Source organism: Virgibacillus sp. NKC19-3 (assembly GCF_019837165.1).
GTDB classification, from domain to species: Bacteria; Bacillota; Bacilli; order Bacillales; family Amphibacillaceae; genus Virgibacillus_L; species Virgibacillus_L saliphilus.
In genome coordinates, this window is the sequence record NZ_JAGYHC010000001.1 from 2,783,377 (window position 1) to 2,808,841 (window position 25,465).

Sequence of the window (25,465 nt, forward strand, 5' to 3'; positions counted from 1 at the left end):
TCCTATTCTTTCCAATTTAAGGATTCTAAAAACTGATAAATATCTTCAAACAGCTGATCCTTTTCCTTATCCAGCGTGATCACATGCCCCGATTCCTCATACCATTTCATGTCTTTCTTATCTGCTTCTACATTTTCATAAATATACGAGGCGCTACTGGTGTTTATCATCTGATCCTTCCTTGCCTGCACGACGTAGGTCGGTGTATAAATCGTATCAATATTTGATCTCACTTCATCAATAAAAGCGGCAAGTCCCTCAAACACAGCAGTCGAATTTTCCATTAAATCTGACACTTCCTGCTCGATTTCTTCTTCCTCTTTCCCTTCCAGTTGCTTATATTCCTTTGAAAAGCTTTGAAACCCTTTGGTTAATTGTGTCGTATTATCAAAAAACATCGGGGTACACATTGGTATGATTGCTTTTGTCTTCTCGGAATAAGCAAGTTTTAATCCTAAAACACCACCAAGCGATAAACCTGCCACAGCTATCTCCTCATAACCCAGATCCTGTAAGTGGTTGTAAGCTTTCTTTACATCTTCCCACCATTCATCTGAATTTGTTTGGATTAATTCTTCCGGTGGCAGGCCATGGCCACGATAAATTGGTGCATGACTTGTATAGCCTTTCTTTTCAAGAAACCTTCCAAGCATTCGAACATCCGCAGAATGACCTGTGAATCCATGTAACAACAATACAGCACGCGGACCAGCTTCAAATGTAAAAGGTTCTGGTTGTTTTACCTTCAAAATAACGACTCTCCTTACTATTACTGATTCTTTACTATACCCACTTTCCATCATTATACAACATATTAGAAAGTAAAAACCCCTACCACGCTTTTGTGATAAGGGATCAGACACCTATGATATAATATATGCACTTAAAAACGCCAATACAAAAAACAATACGGCAGTAACAATCGTTCCACGGTGGAGGAAGTAATCCATTCCCCGTGCTTTTTGCTTCCCAAATAACTGTTCCGCCCCGCCGGATATTGCACCGGATAGACCTGCACTTTGACCTGACTGTAATAATACGAACACAACCATAATAATCGCATCTATGATTAATAGTATATGAATAACGCTAGCCATATTACACGGACACCCCCTATACGGACAACTTCTGTTCTTACTGTAGCACAATATCCATTTACATAGCAAGAAAATTTTTTGAAATTGGACGTTCTGCCTCTTTCCGTTTATCATTATAATAGAGATTCGCTAGAAATGAACAAAGCCGTTTGCATTTGAGCTTCCGAATGACATGTAAAGAAGGTTTACTTGATTACATTCGTGTAACACTATAAAATAAAGTAGAGTATATTTTTAACATAGAAAGGTCGGTCATTTATTATGACAACAACAATCCAAGGAATTGCTGCATCACCAGGCATTGCCATCGCAAAAGCCTATCATCTGACAACACCTGATTTAACGTATGAAAAAAGAGCCATTCATAATCCAAACGAAGAAAAAGAAAGACTGGATAAAGCATTGGAGATTTCCAAGCAAGAACTTGAAAAAATTAAAGCACATACGAAAAAGGAAATGGGCGATGAGCATGCAGAAATTTTCTCTGCACATCTGCTTGTATTAGGAGATCCGGAACTTATCAATCCAATGAAGGATAAAATAAGCTCAGAAAATGTCATGGCAGAAACGGCCTTAGAAGAAACAGCGAATATGTTTATTGATATGTTTAAAAACATGGACAATGAATATATGCGTGAGCGTGCCGCAGACATTCAGGATGTTACCAAGCGGGTTTTGGCACATTTAATCGGAGCAACTTTTCCGGATCCGGCATTAATCGATGAAGAAGTTATTGTTATTGCAAATGATTTAACCCCTTCTGATACGGCGCAATTAAATCGCCAATTCGTAAAAGGCTTTGCAACCAATGTTGGCGGACGCACATCCCACTCGGCTATCATGGCTCGATCTCTTGAAATTCCAGCGATCGTTGGATCCAAAGAGATTACAGATGCTGCTTCACAAAACGACATGATCATTGTCGACGGAAACGATGGGGTTGTTCTTGTTAACCCAACAGATAAAGAACTTGAAACATACCGTAAGAAACAGGAAACATTTGAAAAACAAAAAGAAGAATGGGCAAAGTTAAAAGATGAACCTACTTTTTCCGAGGACGGGGAGCAGGTTGAACTCGTAGCTAATATTGGCACACCAGAGGATGTCACAGGCGCATTAAGTAACGGTGGCGAAGGAATCGGGCTATATCGTACAGAATTTTTATACATGGGTAAATCAGAATTGCCTACAGAAGAAGAACAATATGACGCTTATAAAGCTGTCCTCGAACAGATGGATGAAAAACCGGTGGTTGTTCGTACATTAGACGTTGGTGGAGATAAGGAACTGAATTATTTAGATTTACCGAAAGAACTGAATCCATTCTTAGGCTTTCGCGCTATCCGCTTTTGCTTGGAAAATGAAAATGTGTTCAGACCCCAATTACGTGCGTTGCTACGTGCAAGCGCATATGGAAACTTAAAAATTATGTTCCCGATGATCGCAACATTGGAAGAATTCCGCCAAGCCAAAGCCATTCTTATGGATGAAAAAGAAAATCTAAAGCGTGAAGGTATCAAGGTTTCCGATGATATTGAGGTTGGCATTATGGTTGAAATCCCATCAACTGCTGTAATTGCCAAACAGTTTGCTAGAGAGGTCGATTTCTTCAGCATCGGAACGAATGATTTAATTCAATATACCATGGCCGCAGATCGGATGAATGAAAAAGTTTCCTATTTATACCAACCATATCATCCGGCTATATTGAACCTTGTAAACAATGTGATTGAAGCAGCACATCGTGAAAATAAATGGGTTGGTATGTGTGGAGAAATGGCAGGAGACCCGATTGCGATTCCGCTTTTACTCGGGCTTGGATTGGACGAATTCAGCATGAGTGCAACATCCATTTTACCAGCACGTACGCAAATAAGTAGACTTTCCAAAGCGAAATTGGTTTCCTATAAAGAGAAACTCTTATCGATGGAAACCGCAGAAGAAGTTGTAGAATTTATTAAGGAAAAAACCGAATAGAGTTGGATAAAAGAAGCACTCGGGCTGTTATCCGGGTGCTTCTTTTGGTTCTACAATATATGTTGGGGTGTGAATCATTTTCTGAATAATATAAAGCACGCGAGCTCCTTATTTGTTAAACTGAAGTTAGCGAAAAAACAGATACAAAAGGAGTGCGTGCAATTGAATTCTAACATTCATTTACCAGGATTTGAAGCCTTTACGATCCAAAAGTCAGAAGAAGTTGACGGCATCTATTATCTTCATGTTGATAGGGAAGTAAAAAACCATCGTTGTCCGGCTTGTGGTGCTTATACATCAAATGTCCATGATTACCGGGTACAAAAGATTCAACATACCCGTATATTTGGCAGACAGGTTTATGTTTTCTATCGTAAGCGACGCTATGTTTGCCGATCCGGTTGCGGGAAGCGTTTTTATGAGGATAACCCCTTAGTGGAGCGTTATCAGCGACAGTCCATGGAGATGAAACAGGCCGTAGCGATGGAGCTTATTCACGGAAAAAGTTTCAGGGATGTTGCTCATCGATTTGATACATCCCCAACCACCGTTATTCGACGGTTCGATTATATTACGGCCCCGCTGTTGGATGAAACACAAACATTACCGGATGTGATTGCCATTGATGAATACAAAGGGGATGCCGGTGGAGAAACATATCAGACGATTATTGCCGATCCCGTAAATAGAAAACCGTTGGAAATACTGGCAGACCGTAGGAAAGAAACGGTAAAGAATTATTTACGGAAACATGGTGAACGCGTAAAGATGGTCGTGATGGATATGAGCCATTCGTTTAAGGCCGCTGTTGATCAAGCTTTGGGGCATCCTATTATCATCGCGGATCGCTTCCATTTTTGTCGGTATATCTATTGGGCTTTAGAAAGGGTCAGAAGACAGGAACAAAATGCTTTTGATGATTATGATCGCAAAAAATGTAAACGGATGAAACATGTATTTTATAAACAGCCGGAGACATTAACAGACAAACAAGCCTGGTATCTGGAACGATACTTACAAAAATCCGCCTATTTGAAACGGGCTTACCAACTTAAAGAGGCTTATCGATTATGGTTTGAGACAGCTAAAGAGAATGGCTCGAAACACTTGGGTGCAACGAAAGCGCATCTTTATGAATTCTATGACCTAGTTCGAGAATCGGGTGTTACGGAATTTGAACAGGCCATCGGGACCCTGCAGAATTGGCAGAAGGAAATTATGAATACGTTTGGTTTTGAACTGCATAACGGCTATATTGAGGGGATTAATAACCAAACCAAGGTTCTTAAGCGTAATGCATTTGGCTTTAAACGATTTGATCGCTTTCGGGCGAAGGTATTACTGCATCATCAATATAAAAAGCTGGATATTCGGGTGGCATAATAATAAGGAGTGAGCATACGCTCACCCCAACATTTGACAGAGAACCCTTCTTTTATGAACAAAATGGACGCTTCCAAAGATGGAGATATTTATTTACTTAGTATAAGAAATCCAATTTCAAACAAACTATTAGCACATTAGGATAATTTATATGGTAAGAACTGTCGTACGTTTCTTGATTGTATTCTGTACAATGCAGTTTTTATATGCCTAAAAAGGGATACAGGAAATACCTTCCAATTTACGCTTAGGATTAATAAAAGGTGGTGCGACTATTGCAACCTACTACATCTACAAAAAACTATCGCAGCATCATCGGCTCTATCAGTCCGTCCATGGTCAATAATATCGATATAAAAAACCCCAAAGTGATCGCGTGGTGGTCTGCCGCATTTCCCGGTTATGGGCATCTAATCTTGGGTAATTATTTCATCGGAATTATTCTATTAATTCATGAAGGAGTGATTAATGCATTTAGCGGTTTAAACTTAGCCATATATTATTCATTTATCGGTGAGTTTGCTCAAGCGCTGCAATCGATTGATACAACTTGGTTGTTAGCATATATTCCTCCTTATATCTTCGCAATCTGGAACAGCTATCAACAGACCAAACAGCTGAATGAAGATTATATAATTGCTCGTCAACGAGGGTTTGACATATATTTGAGCAGTATGTCGCTATATAGCTTTAACAGACTGGAAGAGAAAAATCCATATGTCGCTGTTTTTTGGTCACTCTTGGCTCCGGGGCTTGGTCATATCTATATAAATAGAATTCTTATGGTTCTATTGGTTCCCTTTCTTATTCTTATCTTACATAATTCCGAGTTGCTTCCAGCTGTCCATTTTACCATGATCGGAGACTTTGAATCAGCTCGTAACGCAACGAATCCTCAATGGTTAATGAACCTCCCTTCGATTTATGGGTTTATGGTTTATGATGCGTACGTAAAAACGGTAGAGTACAACAAATTATACAAAATGTATCAACAGCGCTACTTGGAAAAAACATATCAACACCATCAATTTCAAATGCCTATTTAATGAGAAGGGAAGGAAATGCCATGTATGTCCTTGCTTCTTTTAAACTAAATAAAGACTTAGAAAGGGTTATCGCTGAATTGGAATATCTAGACATCAGCAGAAAGAACATCCTTGCTCTCCCGTTGGCAAAAACAGTGGGACAAGAAACACAAACATGCTACCATCAGAGATCATTTGAAATCATGCCCATACTGGGAACCATTATCATGTTGTTCGGTACCATTTATGGATTTATTTTATACTGGGGGCCTATCTTGTGGGGGCTTATTGGATTAGGCGTAGGAGTCCTCATTGGTAGCTTCATGGATATGCTTAGAATCAAAAGAATGAGAAGTATACATAAAAAAAATGATACATTAACAGAAGTATTTCTTTTGATTCATTGTTCGAATAAAGACCAGGCGCAGCAAGTAAAAAGGGTAATTTGGAAGTGGTCTCCGGTCGGGGTTGCAACATATACAAAGCAAACGGAGGATGATCGCAATGATCACCATTGATTGGATGCTTTTTCTCATGAATACGCTAGTTGTAACGAGCTTATCTCTAATCCTCAGCGTCTTATATGTTATTATTTTTGCTAGACCACTCATCAAATGGATATTCGCTCGACTAATAAAGCGATTCATGTCCAAAAAATATGAAGAAAATCTGTGGGAGTTGATCTCCGGCCTTACACGAGTAGGTCCAACAACAATTATGGAAAACAGCTTACGGGCTGCTTCGGGAACGATTATCAATCGTCCTTTTGGTAGCCCTCGCAAATTCCTTCATTTTGATGGGCTGGTTTTTTCTCCTGCTCAGTTATCAAAGTCACCCGCAAATAGCTGTGACCCCATCAACATGAAGACTACTATCGGTCCTAATGCGAAACATCCCCTCGTTATTGATATTCCATTAATGGTTGCCGGAATGGGATATGGCGTTGCACTTAGCGCAAAGGTGAAAAGGGCAATAGCCAGGGCTGCAACCGCAACAGGAACGGCAACCAACTCAGGAGAAGGAGCATACCTACCGGAAGAAAGGGAGCTGGCAGAACATTTCATCTTGCAATACGGACCCGGTCACTGGTCAAAATCTCCGGAAATTCTCAATCAAGCCAATGCGATTGAAGTTCATATCGGGCAAGGAGCTTCAGCTGCTTCTACAAAAACCTTTTCTCCTGAAGATTTGCCTGGGAACATACGAGAAATATTTCAGTTATCCCCTGATGAAACGCTTGTCATCCCTCCCGCAGTTGAAGAACTCAAAGAACCGGATGGCCTGAAAAGAATGGTAGATAGACTTCGAACAGAAACAGATGGCATTCCGATTGGCGTAAAAATGGTGGCAGGAAGTGAATTGGAGGCAGATTTAAAAATCGCGATAAAAGCGAACGTTGATTTTATCGCGATAGATGGTGGTCAGGCAGGAACAAAAGGGGATACGCCGATTTTTGAGGATGATTTTGGCCTACCAACCGTATATGCCCTTGCCCGTGCTGCAGCATATTTAAGAAAAAAAGGGGTCAAGAATAAAATAAGCCTGCTTGTTGGAGGTGGCTTTACGTCTCCTGGCGAATGTTTAAAGGCCATAGCTTTAGGTGCAGATGCCGTCTATATGGGTACTGCATTGATTTGGGCGATGTCCCATGATCAAGTCACCAAATCACTGCCTTGGGATGCTCCAACATCTCTTGTTTTCTATGCCAAAAAAAGAGTAGAAAAATTTGATGAAACAAAAGCCAGTTACCATTTAGAAAACTTTATCAATGCCTGCACGGAAGAAATGAAAACAGCTATTCATGCACTGGGTAAGCACTCCATTAAAGAAGTGAATAGAAGAGATCTTATCGCGCTTGATCAATTAACCAGTAACATTACAAACGTACCGCTTGGATATAAGAGAAATGAAGGGGAGTAATGCTTAACCTCTTCCTTTAACTCAGCTTCAACTTGCCTTTCCATTAGTAAGATTATTTTTCGCGGAAATCTGCAGCAATATTCCCAACGAAATCATCGAAACTAATGTAGACGAACCTCCGTAACTGATTAACGGAAGAGGAATGCCAGTTATCGGAAGCAACCCGGATACGGCTCCTAAATTAAAAATAACCTGCAGTATAATTTGAAAAGTAATTCCAATAGCCAACAATTTTGGAAACATACTGGTACACGCTTTAGCAATAGCAATTCCTCTAAACATAATAAAAATATAGGCACCGATTACCAAGATAAGTCCAAATGCCCCTAGCTCTTCTAAGATAACAGCCATAATAAAATCTGTATGTGCTTCTGGTAAAAAACCAAGTTTTTGAACACTGCCTCCGAGCCCATTTCCTGCAAATCCTCCTGTTCCAATAGCGATATAACTATTGAGTAACTGATAGCCATCTCCAAGTGGATTATCAAAAGGATTGGCGAAAGAAGTTAATCGTTCTAACCGATATGGGGAGGAATAGATAAAATAGCTTATACCTAAAATTCCGATACTTCCTAGCATCAAGAGATGTCTTTGCTTCACACCAGAGCAGAGGACAATCATCCCGCAGGCAATTAATATCAAAGCTGCTGATCCCAAATCAGGTTGCTGTAAAATCAATAAAAAAACTACTGCCAAAATAAGTAAAGGGGGAAGAACACCGTATTGAAATTGATTAATGATCTTTTGTTTTTTTGAATAAAAGTGAGCAAAATAAATGAGCATAAATAGCTTGATAAATTCACTTGGTTGAAACAAAAAAGATCCTAATTGGATCCATCGCTGTGAATTATTTCTTTCTACACCTATACCAGGGAGCAAAACCAAAATTAATAAAGCAATGGATATGAAAACAAATATAGGACTTAATTTACTGTATAAGTGATACGGGAGAATGGCAGCAATAGCCAGAAAAAACATACCTACCAGTAACCATTGCAACTGTTTCATAAAAAAGTGATTCGTTGTATCAAAGTTAAGATAAGAAAGCGTGCTACTGCTACTATAAATCATCATTAATCCAAATATCGAAAGAAAAAGAATGATAATCAGTAATGGATAATCTATGTTTTTTATTTTTTGTCGTACTGTGGAAATTGTATCCATAAACAACATATCACTCTTTCTGTTACGATATGATATCGTCTTTGCTAAACATAAACTGTTTGGAGCGCATTTGGACACTAAGTACTAACCCAAGCGCAATAAAATTGGTTAGAAGTGCGCTACCGCCATAACTAACAAGAGGGAGAGCTAATCCGGTAATTGGCATGACACCAATCGTCATGCCAATATTTTGAAAGACTTGTAAACTAATCAGTCCAATGGTCCCAACACAAATATAAGCACCAAATAGATTGTTTGCTTGCAGGGAAATGTGGATGATTCGATAAATCAGCAAGAGGTAAATCAACACTAAAAGGCTCGTTCCAATAAAGCCAAATTCTTCCCCAATAACGGCAAATATAAAGTCTGTGTGTGCTTCAGGAACCTTACCGCTCTGTACTTGTACCCCTTCATTAAAACCTTTCCCTGTTAATTGGCCCGATCCGATCCCCGTTATTGCTTGTTGTAATTGATATCCATAATCGGAACCATATTGTACGGGATCCAGCCATCCATAGATTCGTGATAATTGGTGTGGTTTAAAAACTTTTGTAAATAGATCATGATGAAAATAAAAGAAATAAGCAAAAAGTCCTAGAAGCGTTGTTGCAACCGAAAAAAGAGCTAGTAGTGCCTTGGTTGAAATATTAGAAACGAGTATTAAAGCTACCGCTATTCCCAGTATAACTAGCGCAGAACCGAGATCAGGTTGAGCAAATATAAGAATGAAAGGAATGAGAGAATAAAGTGCAACTTTACACACAACTGGGATACTATTTTTGAAAGTTAATGAAGACTTTCCCACCTTACTTAAAATAAATGATATATAAAGGATAAGAAATATTTTCATGAATTCAGAAGGCTGAATTTCGAAAAACCCAAAGCTGAGCCAACGCTGAGAGCCATTTTTTTCTGTACCAAAAAAATGAACAGCTAATAAAAGAATGACACCACCAATATATAAATATACTGCCCATTTCTCCAGCAGTTCATAGTCAAATTTTGCAACAAGAAACATTAACCCCGCTCCAATGAGATACCATACAATTTGCCGAATAAGAAAATAAAATGGTTCTTCCTGCACATATTGTCCAGAACCGCTATAAACGGCCAACAAACTATAAATAAATAAGCTGAAAATTAAAATTAAAAGTAATTGATCAGCTTTATGTAAATTTGATTGCATTTTTTCACCCTTCCAAGACACTAAAACCTTTTTTGCTTTCGATATGTTGGGAAATTACCTGAATGATTAATGCATCATCCAAAAATCCAATTGGTAATAAATAATCCGGTAGTAAATCCGTCGTTATAATAAAATAAAGTAAAGCCGCCCCCATTAAAGTAAGCTCACGAATAGTGCCTTGTTTAGTACAAAACCGTGAAAACATAACTCGTAACTTTACGATGTATGGGCCGAGAGCACCTGTCTTATCAAGTTTAGCTTGAAATTCTTGAAGAATCGTCTCCCTACCTTCATCTGACTGACTATAATTCTGATAATAAGCTATTTCTTGTTCTATTTGCTCTAATGTAAACGCCCCATCATATGTATTGGTTGTTTTCAATATTTTTTGTATCATCTCGATAGAATCTTGTATCTCTACATCTTTCTTCTTGTTGAATTCTGTCGTATAGCCTGCAGCTTCCATTAATGTCATTAATTCAACATCAAGACTCCTCGACAATTTTTGCAGATGTGCTATATTTATTTTCCGTTTTCCATGCATGATTTTCGAAATCGTAGCATGATCGATCCCTGAGATTTTACCTAGTTTTCTTATAGATAATGCTTTTTCTTCCATTAAATGACCTAAAAGTTCTCGTAATGTATCATGATTATTCATCTATCAAACAACCTACCTTGTATGATTGAATTCATGTAGCAATATACAGAAGTGGTGACAAAATGTCAACACAAATGAAGACAAGATATTAAACGAAGAAGCACATATAATCAGGCAAATAAGCCCATCATATCCTCATGCAGCTACCTGCACTAAGTTATTGTTCCTTTTATCAGTAGGCACTGTCTTATAAGAAACCAACATGAGTCACTTAAGAGAACCATCCAATTTCTTCTAGGTATCACCATGCTGAAGCATTTATCCCCGCAAGCTCCAAAAGCAGAACAAAGGCGCAGGGCGCCCGGTTAGCAACGTACAAACTGGAACACTTCGCAGTGAGATTAGATGAACTTGACTTATCACCAGTAGTGGTGAAAGTCAAAGTGAATCTTATGCTTGGAAAGCGAAAAGGAAACATGCCCCTGCATCAGGGGAGCCGTGCGTTGGCCGGCAAGGCCGTTCCTAGTCGGCCTTCCTTTGTCAAGTGAGCCGATGTTGACTTTCACCCCAAGGGTATAAGTGCGACTAAGCCTCTGGCAGAGCCAATCGGCAAGTCTTCTTTATCGTAATGGAGAAGTGTGAAGTTTGGGACTGCGCTAAAGCTCGTCCCACCAAAAGACTTGCTAGTTGCTGGGTGCTGGAGCCGGATGTGGCTACGTTTGGAAATCAAGTTATCCACAAGCAAATAATTTTATAATTTCCTAGCCAACAAAAAAAGAGGCAGCTTACACTGCCCCTCCATGATCTTTCCCTATACTATTTATTGCTTCAAATTATAAAATGCGTTCACCCCAGCATATTCGCCCATACCAGCTAATTCATCCTCAATGCGTAACAGCTGGTTGTATTTGGCAACACGGTCTGTACGTGATGGTGCACCAGTTTTAATTTGGCCTGCGTTTGTTGCTACTGCAATATCCGCAATTGTTGCATCTTCTGTCTCACCAGATCGGTGGGAGATGATTGCCGTATAGCCAGCACGTTTTGCCATTTCGACTGCCTCGAATGTTTCGGTAAGTGTTCCGATTTGGTTTACTTTAACAAGAATGGAGTTACCTATACCTTGCTCGATACCTCGCGCAAGTTTCACGGTGTTGGTGACAAATAGATCGTCCCCTACAAGTTGCATGCGATCACCCAGACGGTCAGTTAACATTTTAAAACCTTCCCAATCATTTTCGTCCAACCCGTCTTCCATGGAAATAATAGGATACTTGTTAATCATATCTTCGTACCAGTCAACCATTTCCGCCGATGTACGAACAACACCTTCACCTTTTAGATTGTATTTACCATCTTCATATATTTCAGATGCGGCAACATCCATTGCCAATTTAACCTCTTCTCCTGCTTTATAGCCGGCTGCTTCGATCGCTTCCACGATAGTTTGCAGCGCTTCTTCATTAGAGCTTAAACTTGGTGCGAATCCACCTTCGTCACCAACACCTGTATCGTAGCCTTTCGATTTCAATACTTTTTTCAACGAATGGAAAATTTCCGCCCCTGTACGAAGTGCTTCTTGGAAGGTAGATGCAGCTACAGGCATGATCATGAATTCCTGTATATCTACATTATTATCAGCATGCTCCCCACCATTTAAAATGTTCATCATTGGTGTTGGGAGTGTTTTGGCATTAAATCCGCCTAAATAGTTATATAATGGAAGCTCAAGAAAGCTTGAAGCTGCATGCGCTACTGCCATGGAAACACCTAAAATAGCATTGGCACCTAGGTTCGCTTTATTTTCCGTACCATCAAGCTCGATTAGAAGGCGATCAATAACATTTTGTCTCGTAACATCCAATCCGATTAATTCAGGCGCAATAATTTCATTAACATTATTCACCGCATTTAATACACCTTTACCTAAATAGCGTTCAGCGTCACCATCACGTAATTCCACTGCTTCATATTCACCCGTGGACGCCCCACTTGGCACTAATGCTGCTCCAAATGCTCCTGATTCTGTAAAAATTTCCACCTCTACGGTTGGGTTACCGCGGGAGTCTAATACCTCGCGCGCATAAACATCTGTAATATATGGCATAATACTCTCTCCTTTTGTATTTATTATGGAATTTCCATACTATTGTTGCTTTTAAAACTTCAGCATTGATAGAAACTGGCGTAATTACTGATGCAATTTAGCTATAGTAACCACACTAGCAGCGGAGGAAATACATGTAGACTCCTGGGGGAGCTAAAGGCTACGGTGAGACCTCGAAGTGCGCCAGCACGAGGGGGCTCACCAGCCGCCCGCGGAAAGCGGAATGTATTTCCGTAGCGGTGTGTGTCATGTCGCAGTTTATATCTAGTGTCAAAACAACAACCTTAGTTATTTACGTATTAACGATTCACCAGTCATCTCGTCCGGTTTAGCTATATCTAATAAATCTAGCAATGTCGGGGATAAATCAGCTAAGATTCCACCATCACGCAAACTAACATCCTCTTTTGTTACAATGACAGGCACCGGATTAGTGGTATGGGAAGTCATTGGCTTCCCTTCTGGCGTAACCACTTCATCCGAATTACCGTGATCAGCCGTAATAATCGCATGACCACCTAATTCGAGGATCTTATCAACAATTTCTCCCAAACACTCATCAACAGCTTCAATGGCTTGGATCGTAGGCTCTAATTTTCCAGAGTGTCCAACCATATCCGGATTGGCAAAGTTTAAAATCATGGCATTATGCTCGCCCGATTCCAGTTCTTCCAAAACAGAATCCTTCACCTTGTAGGCACTCATTTCCGGTTGCAAATCATAAGTGGCTACTTTGGGTGAGTTGATCAGCACACGTTTTTCACCTGGAAATTCGGCTTCCCGTCCCCCACTCATAAAAAATGTAACATGAGGATATTTCTCTGTTTCTGCAATACGAAGTTGATTCATATCGTGTTGCGCGAGAACTTCCCCCACCGTGTTATCTAGATTGACAGGCGCATATGCGACATACCCATCTACCGTTTCACTAAAATTCGTCAACATCACGAAATCTAAATCTTTAGGTGCATGTTCGCCACGATCGAAGTCTTGAAAATCTTCATTCGCAAACGTTCGTGATATTTGAATTGCGCGATCGGGACGGAAATTATAGAAAATAATGGAATCCTGATCCTGCACTTCCCCAACTGGGGCACCGTTATCATCCGTGATCACAGAAGGGATAACGAATTCATCATAGATGCCGTTCGCATACGAATCATCAATGACTTCATAAGGATCCGAATACGCTGGCCCTTTACCATAAACCATGGCATCATAAGCTTTCTTTACACGGTCCCAGCGTTTGTCCCGGTCCATCGAATAATAACGACCGGAAATCGTCGCAAACTGGCCAACACCGTATTCCTTCATCTTTTCTTCCGTTTGCTCAATGTACGTTTTAGCCGTTTGCGGTCCAACATCACGGCCATCCAGAAACGCATGTACATAAACTTTTTCCAAGCCCTGGTCTTTTGCTAATTTCAACAGCGCAAACAAATGTTTAATATGACTGTGGACACCGCCATCAGACAATAAGCCAAAAATATGCAATGCTTTATCATTTTCTTTTGCATGGGCCATCGATTTTAAAAATGCTTCTACTTCAAAGAATTCGCCATCCTCAATGGATAAGTTCACGCGTGTCAAGCTTTGATAAACAATTCGTCCTGCACCAATATTTAAATGGCCCACTTCGGAATTACCCATCTGTCCACTTGGCAGCCCAACCGATTCACCACTGGCCGTCAATTGATTATGAGGAAATTGATTCCAGTAGCGGTCAAAATTTGGTGTACAAGCTTGTTTCACCGCATTGCCTTTTTCCTCATTCCGGATACCAAATCCATCTAAAATAATTAATGCACCTAATCTATTTTCATTCATTTTGTACCTGCCTCCACGAGCTGCAGATAGGACTTTGCTTCAACACTTGCTCCACCAACCAATGCTCCATCAATATCCGATTTAGCGAGCAATTCATCAATGTTTGCCGGTTTTACACTGCCGCCGTATTGAATCACTACCTGTTCAGCAATTTCTTCAGAAGTAATAGCTCTAATAACATTTCGAATATGGCTGCATACTTCATTCGCTTCCTCACTCGATGCTGTTTTACCCGTACCGATTGCCCAGATTGGTTCATAAGCAATAATTGTATCAGCCACTTGTTCATTGGACAGGCCATCCAATGCCTTTTTTATTTGACTTTCTACATGGGGCATCGTTTCATTTGCTTCCCGCTGTTTAAGTGTTTCACCGACACATACAATAGGTGTTAATTTATGATTAAATGCTGCATGAGTTTTCTTATTGACCGACTCATCTGTTTCAGCAAAATGTTCACGACGCTCCGAGTGCCCAATAACGACATGTGTTACGCCAAGATCATGTAGCATAACAGGACTAACTTCTCCCGTAAAAGCTCCGCTGTCTTCAAAGTACATGTTTTGGGCACCAATATGAATTCCAGTGCCTTTGGTTTTTTCAGTAAGTGAAGCTAAAAAAGGAAATGGAGCACATACAATTGTTTCAACTGCACTCGTTGTAGGTGCTTTTTTTACAACCTCGTCAATGAAATCATTTGCTTCAGATAACGTCTTATTCATTTTCCAATTTCCTGCAATTACTTTTTTACGCATTCATTTCACCTCTCACGTTTATTTATCGTTTAAAGCTTGTACACCTGGAAGTACTTTCCCTTCCATAAATTCTAAGGAAGCACCGCCGCCTGTAGATACGTGATCCATATCTTCAGCAAAGTCGAATTTCTCAACTGCCGCTGCCGAATCGCCTCCTCCAATGATCGTATATCCTTCTGCATGAGCCAGACTTTCCGCAACTGATCTCGTTCCACCAGCAAAGGTATTCATTTCAAAAACGCCCATCGGCCCATTCCAGATAATAAGCTTCGAATCTTCTACAACACTGCTATATACTTCACGCGTTTTGGGCCCGATGTCCAGCGCTTCCCAATCAGCAGGGATTTGATCAATTGCGGTAATCTTCGTGTTCGCTGTTTCTGAAAAGTCATCTGCTACAACAACATCTTGAGGTAGAAGGAATTGAACACCTTTTTCTTCTGCTTTTTTCATGAAATCTTTGGCTAAATCAAGTTTGTCTTCTTCCAGCAATGACTTTCCGACTTCATGGCCTTGTGCTTTGACGAATGTGTAGGCCAATCCTCCACCAATAATCAAGTTATCTACTTTGTCCAATAAATGATCAATCACATTTATTTTATCTTTCACCTTTGCGCCACCGATAATGGCAGTAAAGGGGCGATCCGGATCTTCCAAGGCCTTGCCTAATACTTCTATCTCTTTTTCCATGAGATACCCTGCAACTGCAGGTAACTTCTCCGCGACACCAGTTGTAGAAGCATGGGCCCGGTGTGCTGCACCAAATGCATCATTCACATAGATATCAGCCATATCCGCAAAAGCTTGTACTAATTCGGGATCATTTTTCTCTTCGCCAGCCTCAAAACGCACATTTTCCAGTAATAAAATATCTCCATCATTCAATTCAGAAATAGCTTTATCTACTTCCGGGCCATAAACGGAATCGGTTTTTATAACATCCTTACCGATTAGGTTGCTTAAACTTCTAGCAACGGGGTCTAGGCGTAACTCATCCACAGCTTCACCTTTGGGACGACCAAGGTGACTTGCCAAAATCACTTTTGCCCCCTGTTTAGCTAAATAATCAATGGTAGGATGTGCTGCTTTAATACGTGTTTCATCGGTGACTTCACCGTTTTCCATCGGTACGTTAAAATCAACGCGGCAAAAGACCTTTTTGCCTCCTACATCAATGTCTTGAAGTGTTTGTTTATTCATTTTTACAGCCTCCCTATCTATTTATGTACCATATTAGGTTTTCCCTGAATTTGGGTCTACTAATCATAAAATAGGTAACGGAGGAGGAACCTTCTCCTCCTCCGTCGTTATTGTTATCTTAAATACCTTGTTTTTTAATATATGTGGCCATGTCTACACAGCGTGCAGAGTATGCCATCTCGTTGTCATACCAAGAAACAACTTTAACCATATTATCTTCAAGAATCATCGTAGATAGCGCGTCATAAATCGTTGAGTTTGTGTTACCAACGATATCTGAAGAAACGATCGGATCTTCTGTATATTCTAAGATACCTTTAAGTTCACCTTCAGCAGCTTCTTCAAATGCTTTGTTTACTTCATCAGCTGAAACATTTTTATCCAACTCTACAACTAAATCAATTAATGAACCATCTGATGTTGGCACACGAACCGCCATTCCATTTAGTTTACCATTTAGCTCAGGTAATACCTTACCAACTACTTTAGCAGCGCCTGTTGATGTTGGAATAATATTTTGTGCTGCTGCACGCGCACGGCGATAGTCTTTATGCGGCAGGTCAAGAATTTGCTGATCATTGGTATAAGAGTGAACAGTTGTCATTAACCCGCGTTTTAGACCAAATTTCTCATGAAGTACTTTGGCAAGTGGTGCGATGCCGTTAGTCGTACATGATGCATTGGATATTACATGATGTTTGCTTGGATCGTAATCCTGTTCGTTTACTCCCATAACCATGGTTAGATCTTCTTCTTTAGCAGGTGCTGAAATAATTACTTTTTTCGCTCCAGCATCAATATGCTTCTTCGCATCATCACGTTGTGTAAAGCGACCAGTAGATTCGATAACAACCTCTACGCCAAGATCTCCCCAACCTAGATTTGCAGGATCACGCTCGGATAATACATTGATTTCACTTCCATCAACGACGAGATTCGAACCGTTTACCGTTACCTCATCTTCCAATCTGCCATGGACAGAGTCATATTTCAATAAATGTGCCAGCATATTAGCATCTGTTAAATCATTTACTGCAACAACCTCTACATCATCATTTTTTAATGCTTGACGGAACACATTACGTCCAATTCTTCCGAAACCGTTAATACCTATTTTTACTGTCATGTAAATTCCTCCATGTGTTAAAATATTTATATTTAAAGAGGTAATGTACCCCTTAAAATCTCTTCTGCAGCTGCTTCATCTGTAATGAGCAGATTGCTACTCCCTTGCTGAAAATAAGATGCTATTGCCTGTCCCTTTGATTTGCCACCAGCTATTGTGATGACGTAATCAATTGAGGTTAGATCTTCTAATTGAATACCAACTGTTCTCACCTTATGAACCACATTTCCATCTTTATCAAAATAATAACCAAATGCTTCACTCGAAGCGTTGTTTAATTTTAATTTTGCAGTAACTTCCTCTTTTGTTTTTCTTCGCGCCGCCATTGTCAATGCATCACCAATACCATGTAATACAATGTCTGCACCTCTTATTTGCTGCAATGTTTCATTGATGGAGGGTTCATTGATGATCGTCTGATACGCAGATTCGCTTAAAGGATCCGGGACATAAAGGAGTCGATAATCGCCATTTGTTTTCCTCGCCATCTCCGCAGCAATGGTGTTTGCTTGAATTTCTACCTTTTCGCCAATGCCACCACGAGCTGGAACAAATAAGTAATTATTTTCCTTATTTAACGAGGGCATCACATTTGCCAGTGCAGCCATGGTTGTACCACCTGTCACTGCAATCGTACTGCTTGGCTGGACGATTTTTTTTAGAAAAGCAGCGCAGCATTTCCCCATTTCCTGCTTTATCCAATCATAATGATCGCTGTTTCCAGGAACAATAATAACATTCCCTACTTGTAATTTATCCTTGAGTTGTGATTCTAAAACACTTAAGCCCATTACCTCATTCATAAATTCAGCTAATTGTTCCAGGCTTAACTTGCCCTCTTTCGTCATATACATACCTTTACCTGTCACTTGGATAAGGCCTTGATCTTGCAAAAAGTCGACCTCTCCACGTACAGTACGCTCTGTTAAGTTTGTATTTTCCGCAAGCCCCCTTCTCCCAATTGGTTGAAAAAGATCTACACTATGCAGAATAGAATACCTTTGTTGCATAACATCTAACAGATCAGGTACTAATTTTTTCTGCAAATCAATCAAGTCTCTCATGAAAAGACTCCTTTTTATCGGTAGGACATAATCGTCCCGGATGGTTATATTATGTCCCAGTGCGGCTAAAAAAATTTACCTTCTTGCTATACTTTTATTATAACATAATGTGGGAAATAGACAACTATTAAGCAGTGGGATTTTTGAAGTTGATGATGAGGAGGATTGTGGTTGGTTTAGGGCTGATGTTTCGGGTTGTTTTTGTTCTACTTTAATTCATTTATCTCTATGTAAGACGCTTCTCCCTCCCACAACTCCTTCTATTATACATTTTCTCTTATTGCTTTCTCCAATGTGTCAATATTCAATTGCTCACCATCCAATTCCGTTTCAATTATTTTTACATATGGAATTAAAAGCTGATATTCTTCCAGCCAAGTATCATTTGTATAGATGTCTCGTTCTTCTACCGTAAAGGCATAATCATGTTGAAGCAATGTTAGCAATGCATTTGCTTCATCGCAAAGGGAGCAATTGTCTTTCCTATAATAAATCACATTTAACATTCTATTTCCTCCATTATTTTCGTTTTGTGGATGATGGAAGGTTTAATTGTTCACGATATTTCATCACTGTTCTACGCGCCACTTTAATACCAAACGCCTTATCTAATTTCTTTTTAATCTGCTCATCTGACAGAGGTTTTGTTTTATTTTCATATTGAATACATTCATGTATTAATTGCTTAATCACAAAAGAAGCGGTTTGCTTCCCGTTTATTTGTTTAACTCCAGGCTGCAGGAAAAATTTAATCGGTGTGACACCTTGATTGGTTTGCACATATTTATGGCTAATTGCCCGGCTCACTGTTGATATATGCATGCCCAGGTCACTCGCAATTTCGCGTAGGGTCAATGGTTGAAGCATAAATGCACCATGTTCGAAATACATATACTGCTTCTCCACTATATTTTTAACAATAAGTTCTAGTGTATTGGAACGATATTTAATAGCCTGCTTAAGGAAGTCTACTTGTTTATATTTTTCTTTTAAGTACATGGCTGCTTCTTTTTCTACTTTTAAATCCATGTACGTTCGGTTGATTTCAATTGTTGGTGAATTCCATTTATAAAAAGATACTTTCCACATTCCATCATCCTTATAAATAGTTGCTTCCGGAATAATATATTCAGGCTTTTCCGTTTCTAATAATTTTCCAGGTTTCGGATGACATGACTGAATATGTTTAATGATTTTTGCCGCCGTCTCTTCAGTTATTTGATAATGAGCTGCGATGCTTTCCGTATTTTCCTCAGCTATCCAGTCGAGGTGTTCTTTTAGTAAGTGCTCCATAAATGGTTGGTGGATATCCATTTGTTCTAATTGTAATAAAATGCATTCGTCAAGTGTTCTAGCACCGATGCCAACGGGATCTAACTTCTGGATCATGCCTAAAGCCTGTTCTACCATATTCTTTGTTGTATTACACTGCTGAGCCCAGATATCTAAGTCGACAGCTAAATAACCATCATCATTGAGAGAATCAATGCCAAATAGAATAATTGGCTCTAGTTCCTCCGATATCTCCAACGTATACAGCTGATTCTTTAAATGATCATACATGGTCAACTCAGTTTGGTTCATTTCGCCTATTTCAGGGGAGTTGGCATTCTCAGTTCTGTATTGTGCCATATTGTAATCATAATGAACCTCTTCTATCAGCGGATTTTCCTTAGCCACCTCTTTGATATAATCAATTAGTTCAACACTATCAAACTGAAGAATATGAATCGCTTGCAAAAGCGATTGATTCATTTTCCATTGTAATTTCTGTTCTTGGACAAGACTTGGCTTCATTTTATCACCCCTAATAAAGCGCCCTCACCCCTATTATCCCACACATGCACCGCCCTGTCACTGATGAAAAAAGATAAAATATGATCCAAGTCCTAATCTTCAGGTTTCAACGCATCTACATATTGCTTTCCTTCTACAAGTGATAGTCCTAATGCTTCTCTCGCCTCTTTAACAGCTCGTACCTCTTCTCCTTCTTTGATGAGTTCACGTAATTCATCGTTGATTGGGGGTTCAGGTACATCTACTTGTTTTGCCACCTGATCCAACCTATATCGCATCCCTTTGATACGACCTTCTAATTTATCTATTCGGTGCAGTAGATACATGATAACGATCAATAATAGTACTGGAAAAGTAAATTCCACCTAAACTCACTCCTTAACATCTAACGAATAAAAATAACAATTTAAAAATATCGCAAATTTAGCGGTATTTCAAGATGATTTTCTTTCAATTATAATAGTGATAAGATTATCTTTACATATTATTCTTGTATCATGAAGGAGCGTCACACAATTGATTGAAGTATACACAGATGGGGCATCGCGTGGGAATCCTGGTTTAAGCGGAGCGGGGATTTTTATAAAAGCTGGCAAACATAATTATGAATATTCCTTTCCACTAGGGAATTTATCAAATCATGAGGCTGAATTTCATGCGGTTATAAAAGCGCTTGACGTTTGCAAAGAGATATTTCCCAGTGAAATATTATCCTTTCGCTCTGATTCTAGAACAGTTGTGGACATCATTGAAAATGGCTTTACAAGAAACAATACATTTCTTCCATTGCTGGAAAAAGTACGCAAAGACGCAAGTACATTTCCGTATTTCTTTATGAAATGGATCCCGGAAAAGCAAAATAAACATGCAGATAGACTAGCTAGAGCAGCAATTAATATGAATGAGTAACAGCCGGTGAATACATTCAAGAACGAATACCTGATTCAAAATTAATAGCTTTTGAAAATAGGGCTCTTCACCAAAATCTGTGGTTGCCAAATCAGAAAGTGGCCGCTCCGGAAAAACACTACGCTTCCGCGGGCTCCGAGCTCATCTCCTCGGAAAAGTGAGTTCACTTTTTCCCTGCTCAGGCCTGCTCTTCGCTTTTCCGTAGGAGTCTTCGTGTTTTTCCTCCGCTAGCCAGTTGTCCTTACCATATTTATTCATATATTTTAGCCATAGATTTTGGTGTTGACCCGAAAATAGCAGTCATCTTTTATGTTTAGAGGAAACAGAGAAGTTCAATTGGGAATTAGATGTGTTTATCAGTAGTTTATAAAAGGAGGAGGCTCATCCAATGACGAGCCCTCTCCCTCTATTCTTTCATTTTCTTAACCATATTCTCCATCTGTCCTATTCCTTCAATTTCCATCGTAACGACATCGCCATCATTTAAAAATTGGGGTGGATCCATAGCGAATCCCACGCCATCGGGAGTTCCTGTTAAAATGATATCTCCTGGTTTCAAGGTCATTAAATTCGAAATAAATTCAATTAAATAAGGAACATCGAAAATGAAATGACGGGTATTGGAGGATTGACGTTCCTCTCCGTTTACATAGGAGCGAACAGTTAAGTCAGAAGGATCTGCAACCTCTTCAGGAGTAACTACCCATGGTCCAATGGGAGTACTTCGATCTAACGTTTTTCCCTGCAGCCACTGAGGCGTCCTTTTCTGCAAATCACGAGCAGAAATATCATTTCCAATTGTATAGCCGGCGACATAATCCAACGCGTTTTCTTTGCTAACACGCGTTGCCTCTTTGCCAATAACAACAGCTAACTCGACTTCATAATCCAGTTTGTTTGTAGCAGCCGGTTTTTCAATCATATCTTCCGGACCAATAAGCGCATTGTTAAACTTAGCAAAAAGCACAGGAAACTCTGGTACTTCTCCTTTCATTTCAGCAACATGATCCCCGTAGTTCTTCCCAACACATATGACCTTTGATGGGCTTGAGATCGGAGTGGAGAAACACAGCTCTTCTTGATGAAGAAAGTGGAAGGGACGATCGCTTACCATAATATAATGATAAGCTTCTGTTGCCCTGTCAATAGCCCGCTTTCCAATCGAGAAAAAATCATCTGGATCTGCTGGTAGAATGGTATCAATTTGGTTCACTAGATCCTTCTCCTGTTTATAAATCAATAATTGACGATAAGCTTCCTGTATATCATACACGCTATCGTTTACGATCCACCCTACTCTAAAATGTCCCGGGTCTTGCTTGAATTTGTAGCTTACTAGTTTCATCATAACGCCCCCTTGTATTAATCCTATTATGGAAATTTTACCAAAGAACCATTCGAAAATATAGAATGAGGACAAATTTAATTCGAAAACCGCTCAGCGTAAACCTTTTAATATGAATGTCCCCTATACACTTATACAGGTCGGATAATTTTAATTCTTCTTATCTTCTCATAAAGTTCACGTATTGTTCACCACGCATCGAAATTCACATGTTATACTGTACCTAGGTTTGTATGAAATATAAATAAAATTGGGGGAGATAGAGATGATACATATATCTAAAAAAATCTGGTTACTAACGGTAATATTAGCATTCACCCTTCTTTCTGCATGTGGGAGTGATGATAGCACGGAAGAAGCTGTCGAAGGAGACTCTGAAGAAGAATTACATGAACTAAAAGTAGAATTTGACGTTCCCGAAACTGCTGATGTGGATGAAACAATCGAAATGAAAGCAAACGTCACCTATGGCGAAGAAGACGTGGCAGATGCTGATGAAGTTGTATTTGAATTTTGGGAAGCTGGAAATGAAGAGGACAGTACAATGCTAGAAGCTGAAAATAACGAGGATGGAACCTATACAGCAGAAACAGCTTTTGAACAAGATGGCGTTTATGAAATGTATGCACATGTAACCGCAAGAACACAGCATACCATGCCAAAGAAAGAAGTTACAGTGGGAGAAGGAGCAAGTGAAGAGGAACAAGCGGAAAGTGAAAATTAGGCAAGGAACTTCCTTTATCCACTCAGGTAATTAAGCTAGTCAGCTGTCCATAAAGCCACGAAACTGGAGACGCATTAATCATTGTATCCCATATATGCGTGGCCCGGACAAAAGGATTTTTAACAGGGAAGGGAGTGCAGTTAATACTCCCCAATCCTCTTTCTTCTACGCTAATAATGTTCGTTTTTTAGTTAACCACTTTTTTATCCCAGCCCTATTATCTATTTCCCCATCTACTCAACGCTTCATCTTTGGATCAAGCGCATCTCTCAACCCATCCCCTATTAAATTAAACCCTAGCACCACTAACATAATAGCCACTCCGGGCACAATTAACGTCCATGGAGCCAGCTGGATAAAGTCACGGGAGTCTGCAAGCATTTTCCCCCATTCTGGTGTAGGTGGCTGAGCTCCGAGCCCAAGAAAACCTAAAGCTGCAGCATCCAGAATCGCTGTACCAAATCCAAGCGTTGATTGGACAATAATAGGTGCGGCACTGTTTGGCAATATATGATGAAAAATAATTCGCCCATTCTTCATTCCTTGCGCTTTTGCCGCCATGATGTATTCTTCCTCACGAAGACTAATTACTTTCGAACGAACAAGCCTTCCAAAAATAGGAATATTAATAATGGCGATCGCTATTAATGCATTTTGTAGAGAAGCACCTAAAATAGCTACAATGGCAATTGCCAGTAGAATACTAGGAAACGCGAGTAATATATCAAATACTCGTGATATCAACATATCAACCCAGCGGCCGAAGTACCCTGCTATTATTCCCAGTAATGTTCCGAACACAAGTGCACCTGTTACTGCGAAGAATCCAACTTGAAGTGAAACCCTCGCCCCATAGGCAATTCTTGTAAAAATATCTCTGCCAAGGTCATCTGTTCCCAGCCAATGTTGTGCGGATGGTGGTTGCAATCGATTGACAAGATTCTGTTCTGCCATACCATGAGAGGTGAAAAGTGGTGCAAACAAACCTAATACGATAAACAATACAATAATAATTAACCCCGCAAACGCAAAACGATTTTTCCTCAAGAGTTTCAATGTATCTTTCCAGGGAGAAATCGCCTCTATTTCCTCTGTATCAAATTGCTGATTACTTTCGGGGGTTGCTACCTGCTGCTCCAATTGTTTTTCCTTTTCCTTAGCTTCCATCCTAACACCCCTTAATAGTTAATCCTTGGATCAATAAATTTATAAAGTAAATCAACAATTAGATTAATGATGACAAAGATAAATGCAATGACGAGTATACCTGATTGAATAACCGGATAATCACGATAATTGATCGCTTCATACACATACCTTCCAATACCAGGCCAGCTAAAAATGGTTTCCGTTAAAATTGCCCCACCCAAAAGAACTCCCGTTTGCAAGCCAATGACAGTTAGTACAGGAATGATGGCATTTTTCAATGCATGCTTGTAAATAACCAAAAATTGCCCTGACCCTTTTGCACGAACCGTTCGGATATAGTCCGAATTCATCACCTCAAGCATACTGGAACGTGTCATTCTAGCTATAATGGCCATTGGAATCGTACCTAAGGCAATACTTGGCAGTACCAAATGTTTTAAAATCGTAAGCGTTCGTCCGAAGTCCAAATGGATGAGAGAGTCTAACACATAAAAATTCGTAATCGATGCCATTGGATCCTTACTGTTTTCCCGACCATATGCTGGTAGCCAACTAAGTTCCTGGGCAAAAACCCATTGCTCCATTAATGCCAACCAAAAAATCGGCATCGAAACGCCTACAAGCGCAAACAGCATCGCGAGAAAATCAAACCAGGAATTCTGCTTCCAAGCACTTATAATTCCGGCATTTACGCCAATAACGATGGCAAATATCATCGCAAATACGGTTAACTCAAAGGTAGCGGCAATGTATGGCCATATTTCTTTTGATATCTCTGCTTTTGACCTTAGTGAAGTGCCTAAATCCCCTTGGAGAAGGTCTGTTACATAAATACTATACTGAACAAGGTAGGCTTCATTTAACCCCATACTTTCTTCTAAATCCTCAATGGCTGCTGCAGTTGCCGTCTCCCCTAATATAACTTGCGCGGGATTTCCGGGTATAAGATGTACGATGGAAAATGTGATTAACGTCATTCCAATTAATACCGGAATAAGCATAAGTAAGCGACGCATAATATAGGCAAACATCATTTCACCCCAATTCTATGTATCTAACATGAACACGTATAAACAGCACAGAGGCTAGGACAAAAGTGTTTTAATAAA

The 25,465-nt window shown here is 39.7% G+C and carries 25 protein-coding genes; 8 read left to right on the forward strand and 17 right to left on the reverse strand.

Translation table 11 applies throughout. The features are described from left to right. Nucleotides 1-2: 2 nt before the first annotated feature. The gene (locus KFZ56_RS13545) at nt 3-749 is read right to left on the reverse strand and encodes an alpha/beta hydrolase (protein ID WP_222642441.1); all 747 of its coding nucleotides are present in this window, start codon (nt 747-749) and stop codon (nt 3-5) included. A 114-nt stretch (nt 750-863) separates the two neighbouring features. After that, nucleotides 864-1,097: a preprotein translocase subunit SecG gene (gene secG / locus KFZ56_RS13550; RefSeq protein WP_222642442.1), complete on the reverse strand. Its 234-nt coding sequence runs from the start codon at nt 1,095-1,097 to the stop codon at nt 864-866. Between the two features lie 261 nt (nt 1,098-1,358). Between secG and ptsP the strand changes: the two genes are divergently transcribed. The 5 genes from ptsP (at nt 1,359) to KFZ56_RS13575 (ending at nt 7,402) form a co-directional block, all read left to right on the forward strand. Next, a complete protein-coding gene (ptsP, locus tag KFZ56_RS13555) occupies nt 1,359-3,074 on the forward strand; it encodes a phosphoenolpyruvate--protein phosphotransferase (RefSeq protein WP_222642443.1) in 1,716 nt (571 codons plus the stop codon). A 156-nt stretch (nt 3,075-3,230) separates the two neighbouring features. Further along, entirely contained in the window at nt 3,231-4,457 is a 1,227-nt protein-coding gene (locus tag KFZ56_RS13560; RefSeq protein WP_222640277.1) for an ISL3 family transposase, read from the forward strand. Between the two features lie 275 nt (nt 4,458-4,732). Further along, nucleotides 4,733-5,503: a hypothetical protein gene (locus KFZ56_RS13565; protein ID WP_222642444.1), complete on the forward strand. Its 771-nt coding sequence runs from the start codon at nt 4,733-4,735 to the stop codon at nt 5,501-5,503. 20 nt (nt 5,504-5,523) lie between these two features. Further along, nucleotides 5,524-6,000, forward strand: coding sequence for a hypothetical protein (locus KFZ56_RS13570; RefSeq protein ID WP_222642445.1), 477 nt, complete (start codon nt 5,524-5,526; stop codon nt 5,998-6,000). Then, nucleotides 5,987-7,402 (forward strand): FMN-binding glutamate synthase family protein, encoded by a 1,416-nt coding sequence (locus KFZ56_RS13575; protein ID WP_255585143.1) that lies wholly within the window; start codon nt 5,987-5,989, stop codon nt 7,400-7,402. The genes KFZ56_RS13570 and KFZ56_RS13575 overlap by 14 nt, the downstream gene beginning before the upstream one ends. 27 nt (nt 7,403-7,429) lie before the next feature. Here KFZ56_RS13575 and ftsW read toward each other — a convergent pair whose 3' ends face one another. The 3 genes from ftsW to KFZ56_RS13590 are packed head-to-tail and all read right to left on the reverse strand — an operon-like array spanning nt 7,430 to nt 10,413. Further along, nucleotides 7,430-8,566, reverse strand: coding sequence for a putative lipid II flippase FtsW (gene ftsW / locus KFZ56_RS13580; protein WP_222642446.1), 1,137 nt, complete (start codon nt 8,564-8,566; stop codon nt 7,430-7,432). 22 nt (nt 8,567-8,588) lie between these two features. Then, nucleotides 8,589-9,752 carry a rod shape-determining protein RodA gene (rodA, locus tag KFZ56_RS13585; protein WP_222642447.1) on the reverse strand — a complete coding sequence of 388 codons (1,164 nt, stop codon included), beginning with the start codon at nt 9,750-9,752 and terminating at the stop codon, nt 8,589-8,591. 4 nt (nt 9,753-9,756) lie between these two features. Beyond that, complete coding sequence (locus KFZ56_RS13590) at nt 9,757-10,413, reverse strand: helix-turn-helix domain-containing protein (RefSeq protein WP_222642448.1); 657 nt, start codon at nt 10,411-10,413, stop codon at nt 9,757-9,759. Nucleotides 10,414-10,748: 335 nt separating this feature from the next. On the opposite strand from KFZ56_RS13590, the gene KFZ56_RS13595 reads away from it, so the two are divergent. Continuing rightward, a complete protein-coding gene (locus KFZ56_RS13595) occupies nt 10,749-10,901 on the forward strand; it encodes a hypothetical protein (protein ID WP_222642449.1) in 153 nt (50 codons plus the stop codon). 272 nt (nt 10,902-11,173) lie between these two features. Here KFZ56_RS13595 and eno read toward each other — a convergent pair whose 3' ends face one another. The 9 genes from eno to KFZ56_RS13640 all read right to left on the reverse strand — a co-directional run bounded on the left by eno (nt 11,174) and on the right by KFZ56_RS13640 (nt 20,594). Further along, nucleotides 11,174-12,460 carry a phosphopyruvate hydratase gene (eno, locus tag KFZ56_RS13600; protein ID WP_222642450.1) on the reverse strand — a complete coding sequence of 429 codons (1,287 nt, stop codon included), beginning with the start codon at nt 12,458-12,460 and terminating at the stop codon, nt 11,174-11,176. A 288-nt stretch (nt 12,461-12,748) separates the two neighbouring features. After that, a complete protein-coding gene (gene gpmI, locus KFZ56_RS13605; protein WP_222642451.1) occupies nt 12,749-14,287 on the reverse strand; it encodes a 2,3-bisphosphoglycerate-independent phosphoglycerate mutase in 1,539 nt (512 codons plus the stop codon). Further along, the gene (gene tpiA / locus KFZ56_RS13610) at nt 14,284-15,042 is read right to left on the reverse strand and encodes a triose-phosphate isomerase (protein ID WP_222642452.1); all 759 of its coding nucleotides are present in this window, start codon (nt 15,040-15,042) and stop codon (nt 14,284-14,286) included. Before tpiA ends, gpmI begins: the two co-directional genes overlap by 4 nt. An 18-nt stretch (nt 15,043-15,060) precedes the next feature. Further along, nucleotides 15,061-16,242, reverse strand: a complete 1,182-nt coding sequence (locus KFZ56_RS13615; protein ID WP_222642453.1) for a phosphoglycerate kinase — start codon at nt 16,240-16,242, stop codon at nt 15,061-15,063. 118 nt (nt 16,243-16,360) lie between these two features. After that, complete coding sequence (gene gap / locus KFZ56_RS13620; RefSeq protein WP_222642454.1) at nt 16,361-17,368, reverse strand: type I glyceraldehyde-3-phosphate dehydrogenase; 1,008 nt, start codon at nt 17,366-17,368, stop codon at nt 16,361-16,363. A 32-nt stretch (nt 17,369-17,400) separates the two neighbouring features. Further along, nucleotides 17,401-18,432, reverse strand: coding sequence for a sugar-binding transcriptional regulator (locus KFZ56_RS13625; RefSeq protein ID WP_222642455.1), 1,032 nt, complete (start codon nt 18,430-18,432; stop codon nt 17,401-17,403). A 263-nt stretch (nt 18,433-18,695) separates the two neighbouring features. Beyond that, nucleotides 18,696-18,938, reverse strand: coding sequence for a glutaredoxin family protein (locus tag KFZ56_RS13630; RefSeq protein WP_222642456.1), 243 nt, complete (start codon nt 18,936-18,938; stop codon nt 18,696-18,698). Between the two features lie 13 nt (nt 18,939-18,951). Beyond that, a complete protein-coding gene (gene rpoN, locus KFZ56_RS13635; RefSeq protein ID WP_222642457.1) occupies nt 18,952-20,229 on the reverse strand; it encodes an RNA polymerase factor sigma-54 in 1,278 nt (425 codons plus the stop codon). 92 nt (nt 20,230-20,321) lie between these two features. Further along, on the reverse strand, nt 20,322-20,594 hold the full coding sequence (locus KFZ56_RS13640; protein WP_309228302.1) for a hypothetical protein: 273 nt from the start codon (nt 20,592-20,594) through the stop codon (nt 20,322-20,324). Between the two features lie 151 nt (nt 20,595-20,745). Here KFZ56_RS13640 and KFZ56_RS13645 point away from each other — a divergent pair, with 151 nt between their 5' ends. Further along, the gene (locus KFZ56_RS13645) at nt 20,746-21,138 is read left to right on the forward strand and encodes an RNase H family protein (protein ID WP_222642458.1); all 393 of its coding nucleotides are present in this window, start codon (nt 20,746-20,748) and stop codon (nt 21,136-21,138) included. 406 nt (nt 21,139-21,544) lie between these two features. On the opposite strand, the gene KFZ56_RS13650 is transcribed toward KFZ56_RS13645, so the two are convergent. Then, nucleotides 21,545-22,483: a fumarylacetoacetate hydrolase family protein gene (locus KFZ56_RS13650; protein WP_222642459.1), complete on the reverse strand. Its 939-nt coding sequence runs from the start codon at nt 22,481-22,483 to the stop codon at nt 21,545-21,547. Between the two features lie 265 nt (nt 22,484-22,748). Here KFZ56_RS13650 and KFZ56_RS13655 point away from each other — a divergent pair, with 265 nt between their 5' ends. Beyond that, entirely contained in the window at nt 22,749-23,207 is a 459-nt protein-coding gene (locus KFZ56_RS13655) for a FixH family protein (protein WP_222642460.1), read from the forward strand. A gap of 237 nt (nt 23,208-23,444) precedes the next feature. Here the strand turns inward: KFZ56_RS13655 and nikC are convergent, their stop codons facing one another. Together nikC and KFZ56_RS13665 are read right to left on the reverse strand one after the other, a co-directional pair. Continuing rightward, complete coding sequence (gene nikC / locus KFZ56_RS13660; RefSeq protein WP_222642461.1) at nt 23,445-24,374, reverse strand: nickel transporter permease; 930 nt, start codon at nt 24,372-24,374, stop codon at nt 23,445-23,447. An 11-nt stretch (nt 24,375-24,385) separates the two neighbouring features. Next, entirely contained in the window at nt 24,386-25,387 is a 1,002-nt protein-coding gene (locus KFZ56_RS13665) for an ABC transporter permease (protein ID WP_222642462.1), read from the reverse strand. Between the last annotated feature and the right edge of the window lie 78 nt (nt 25,388-25,465).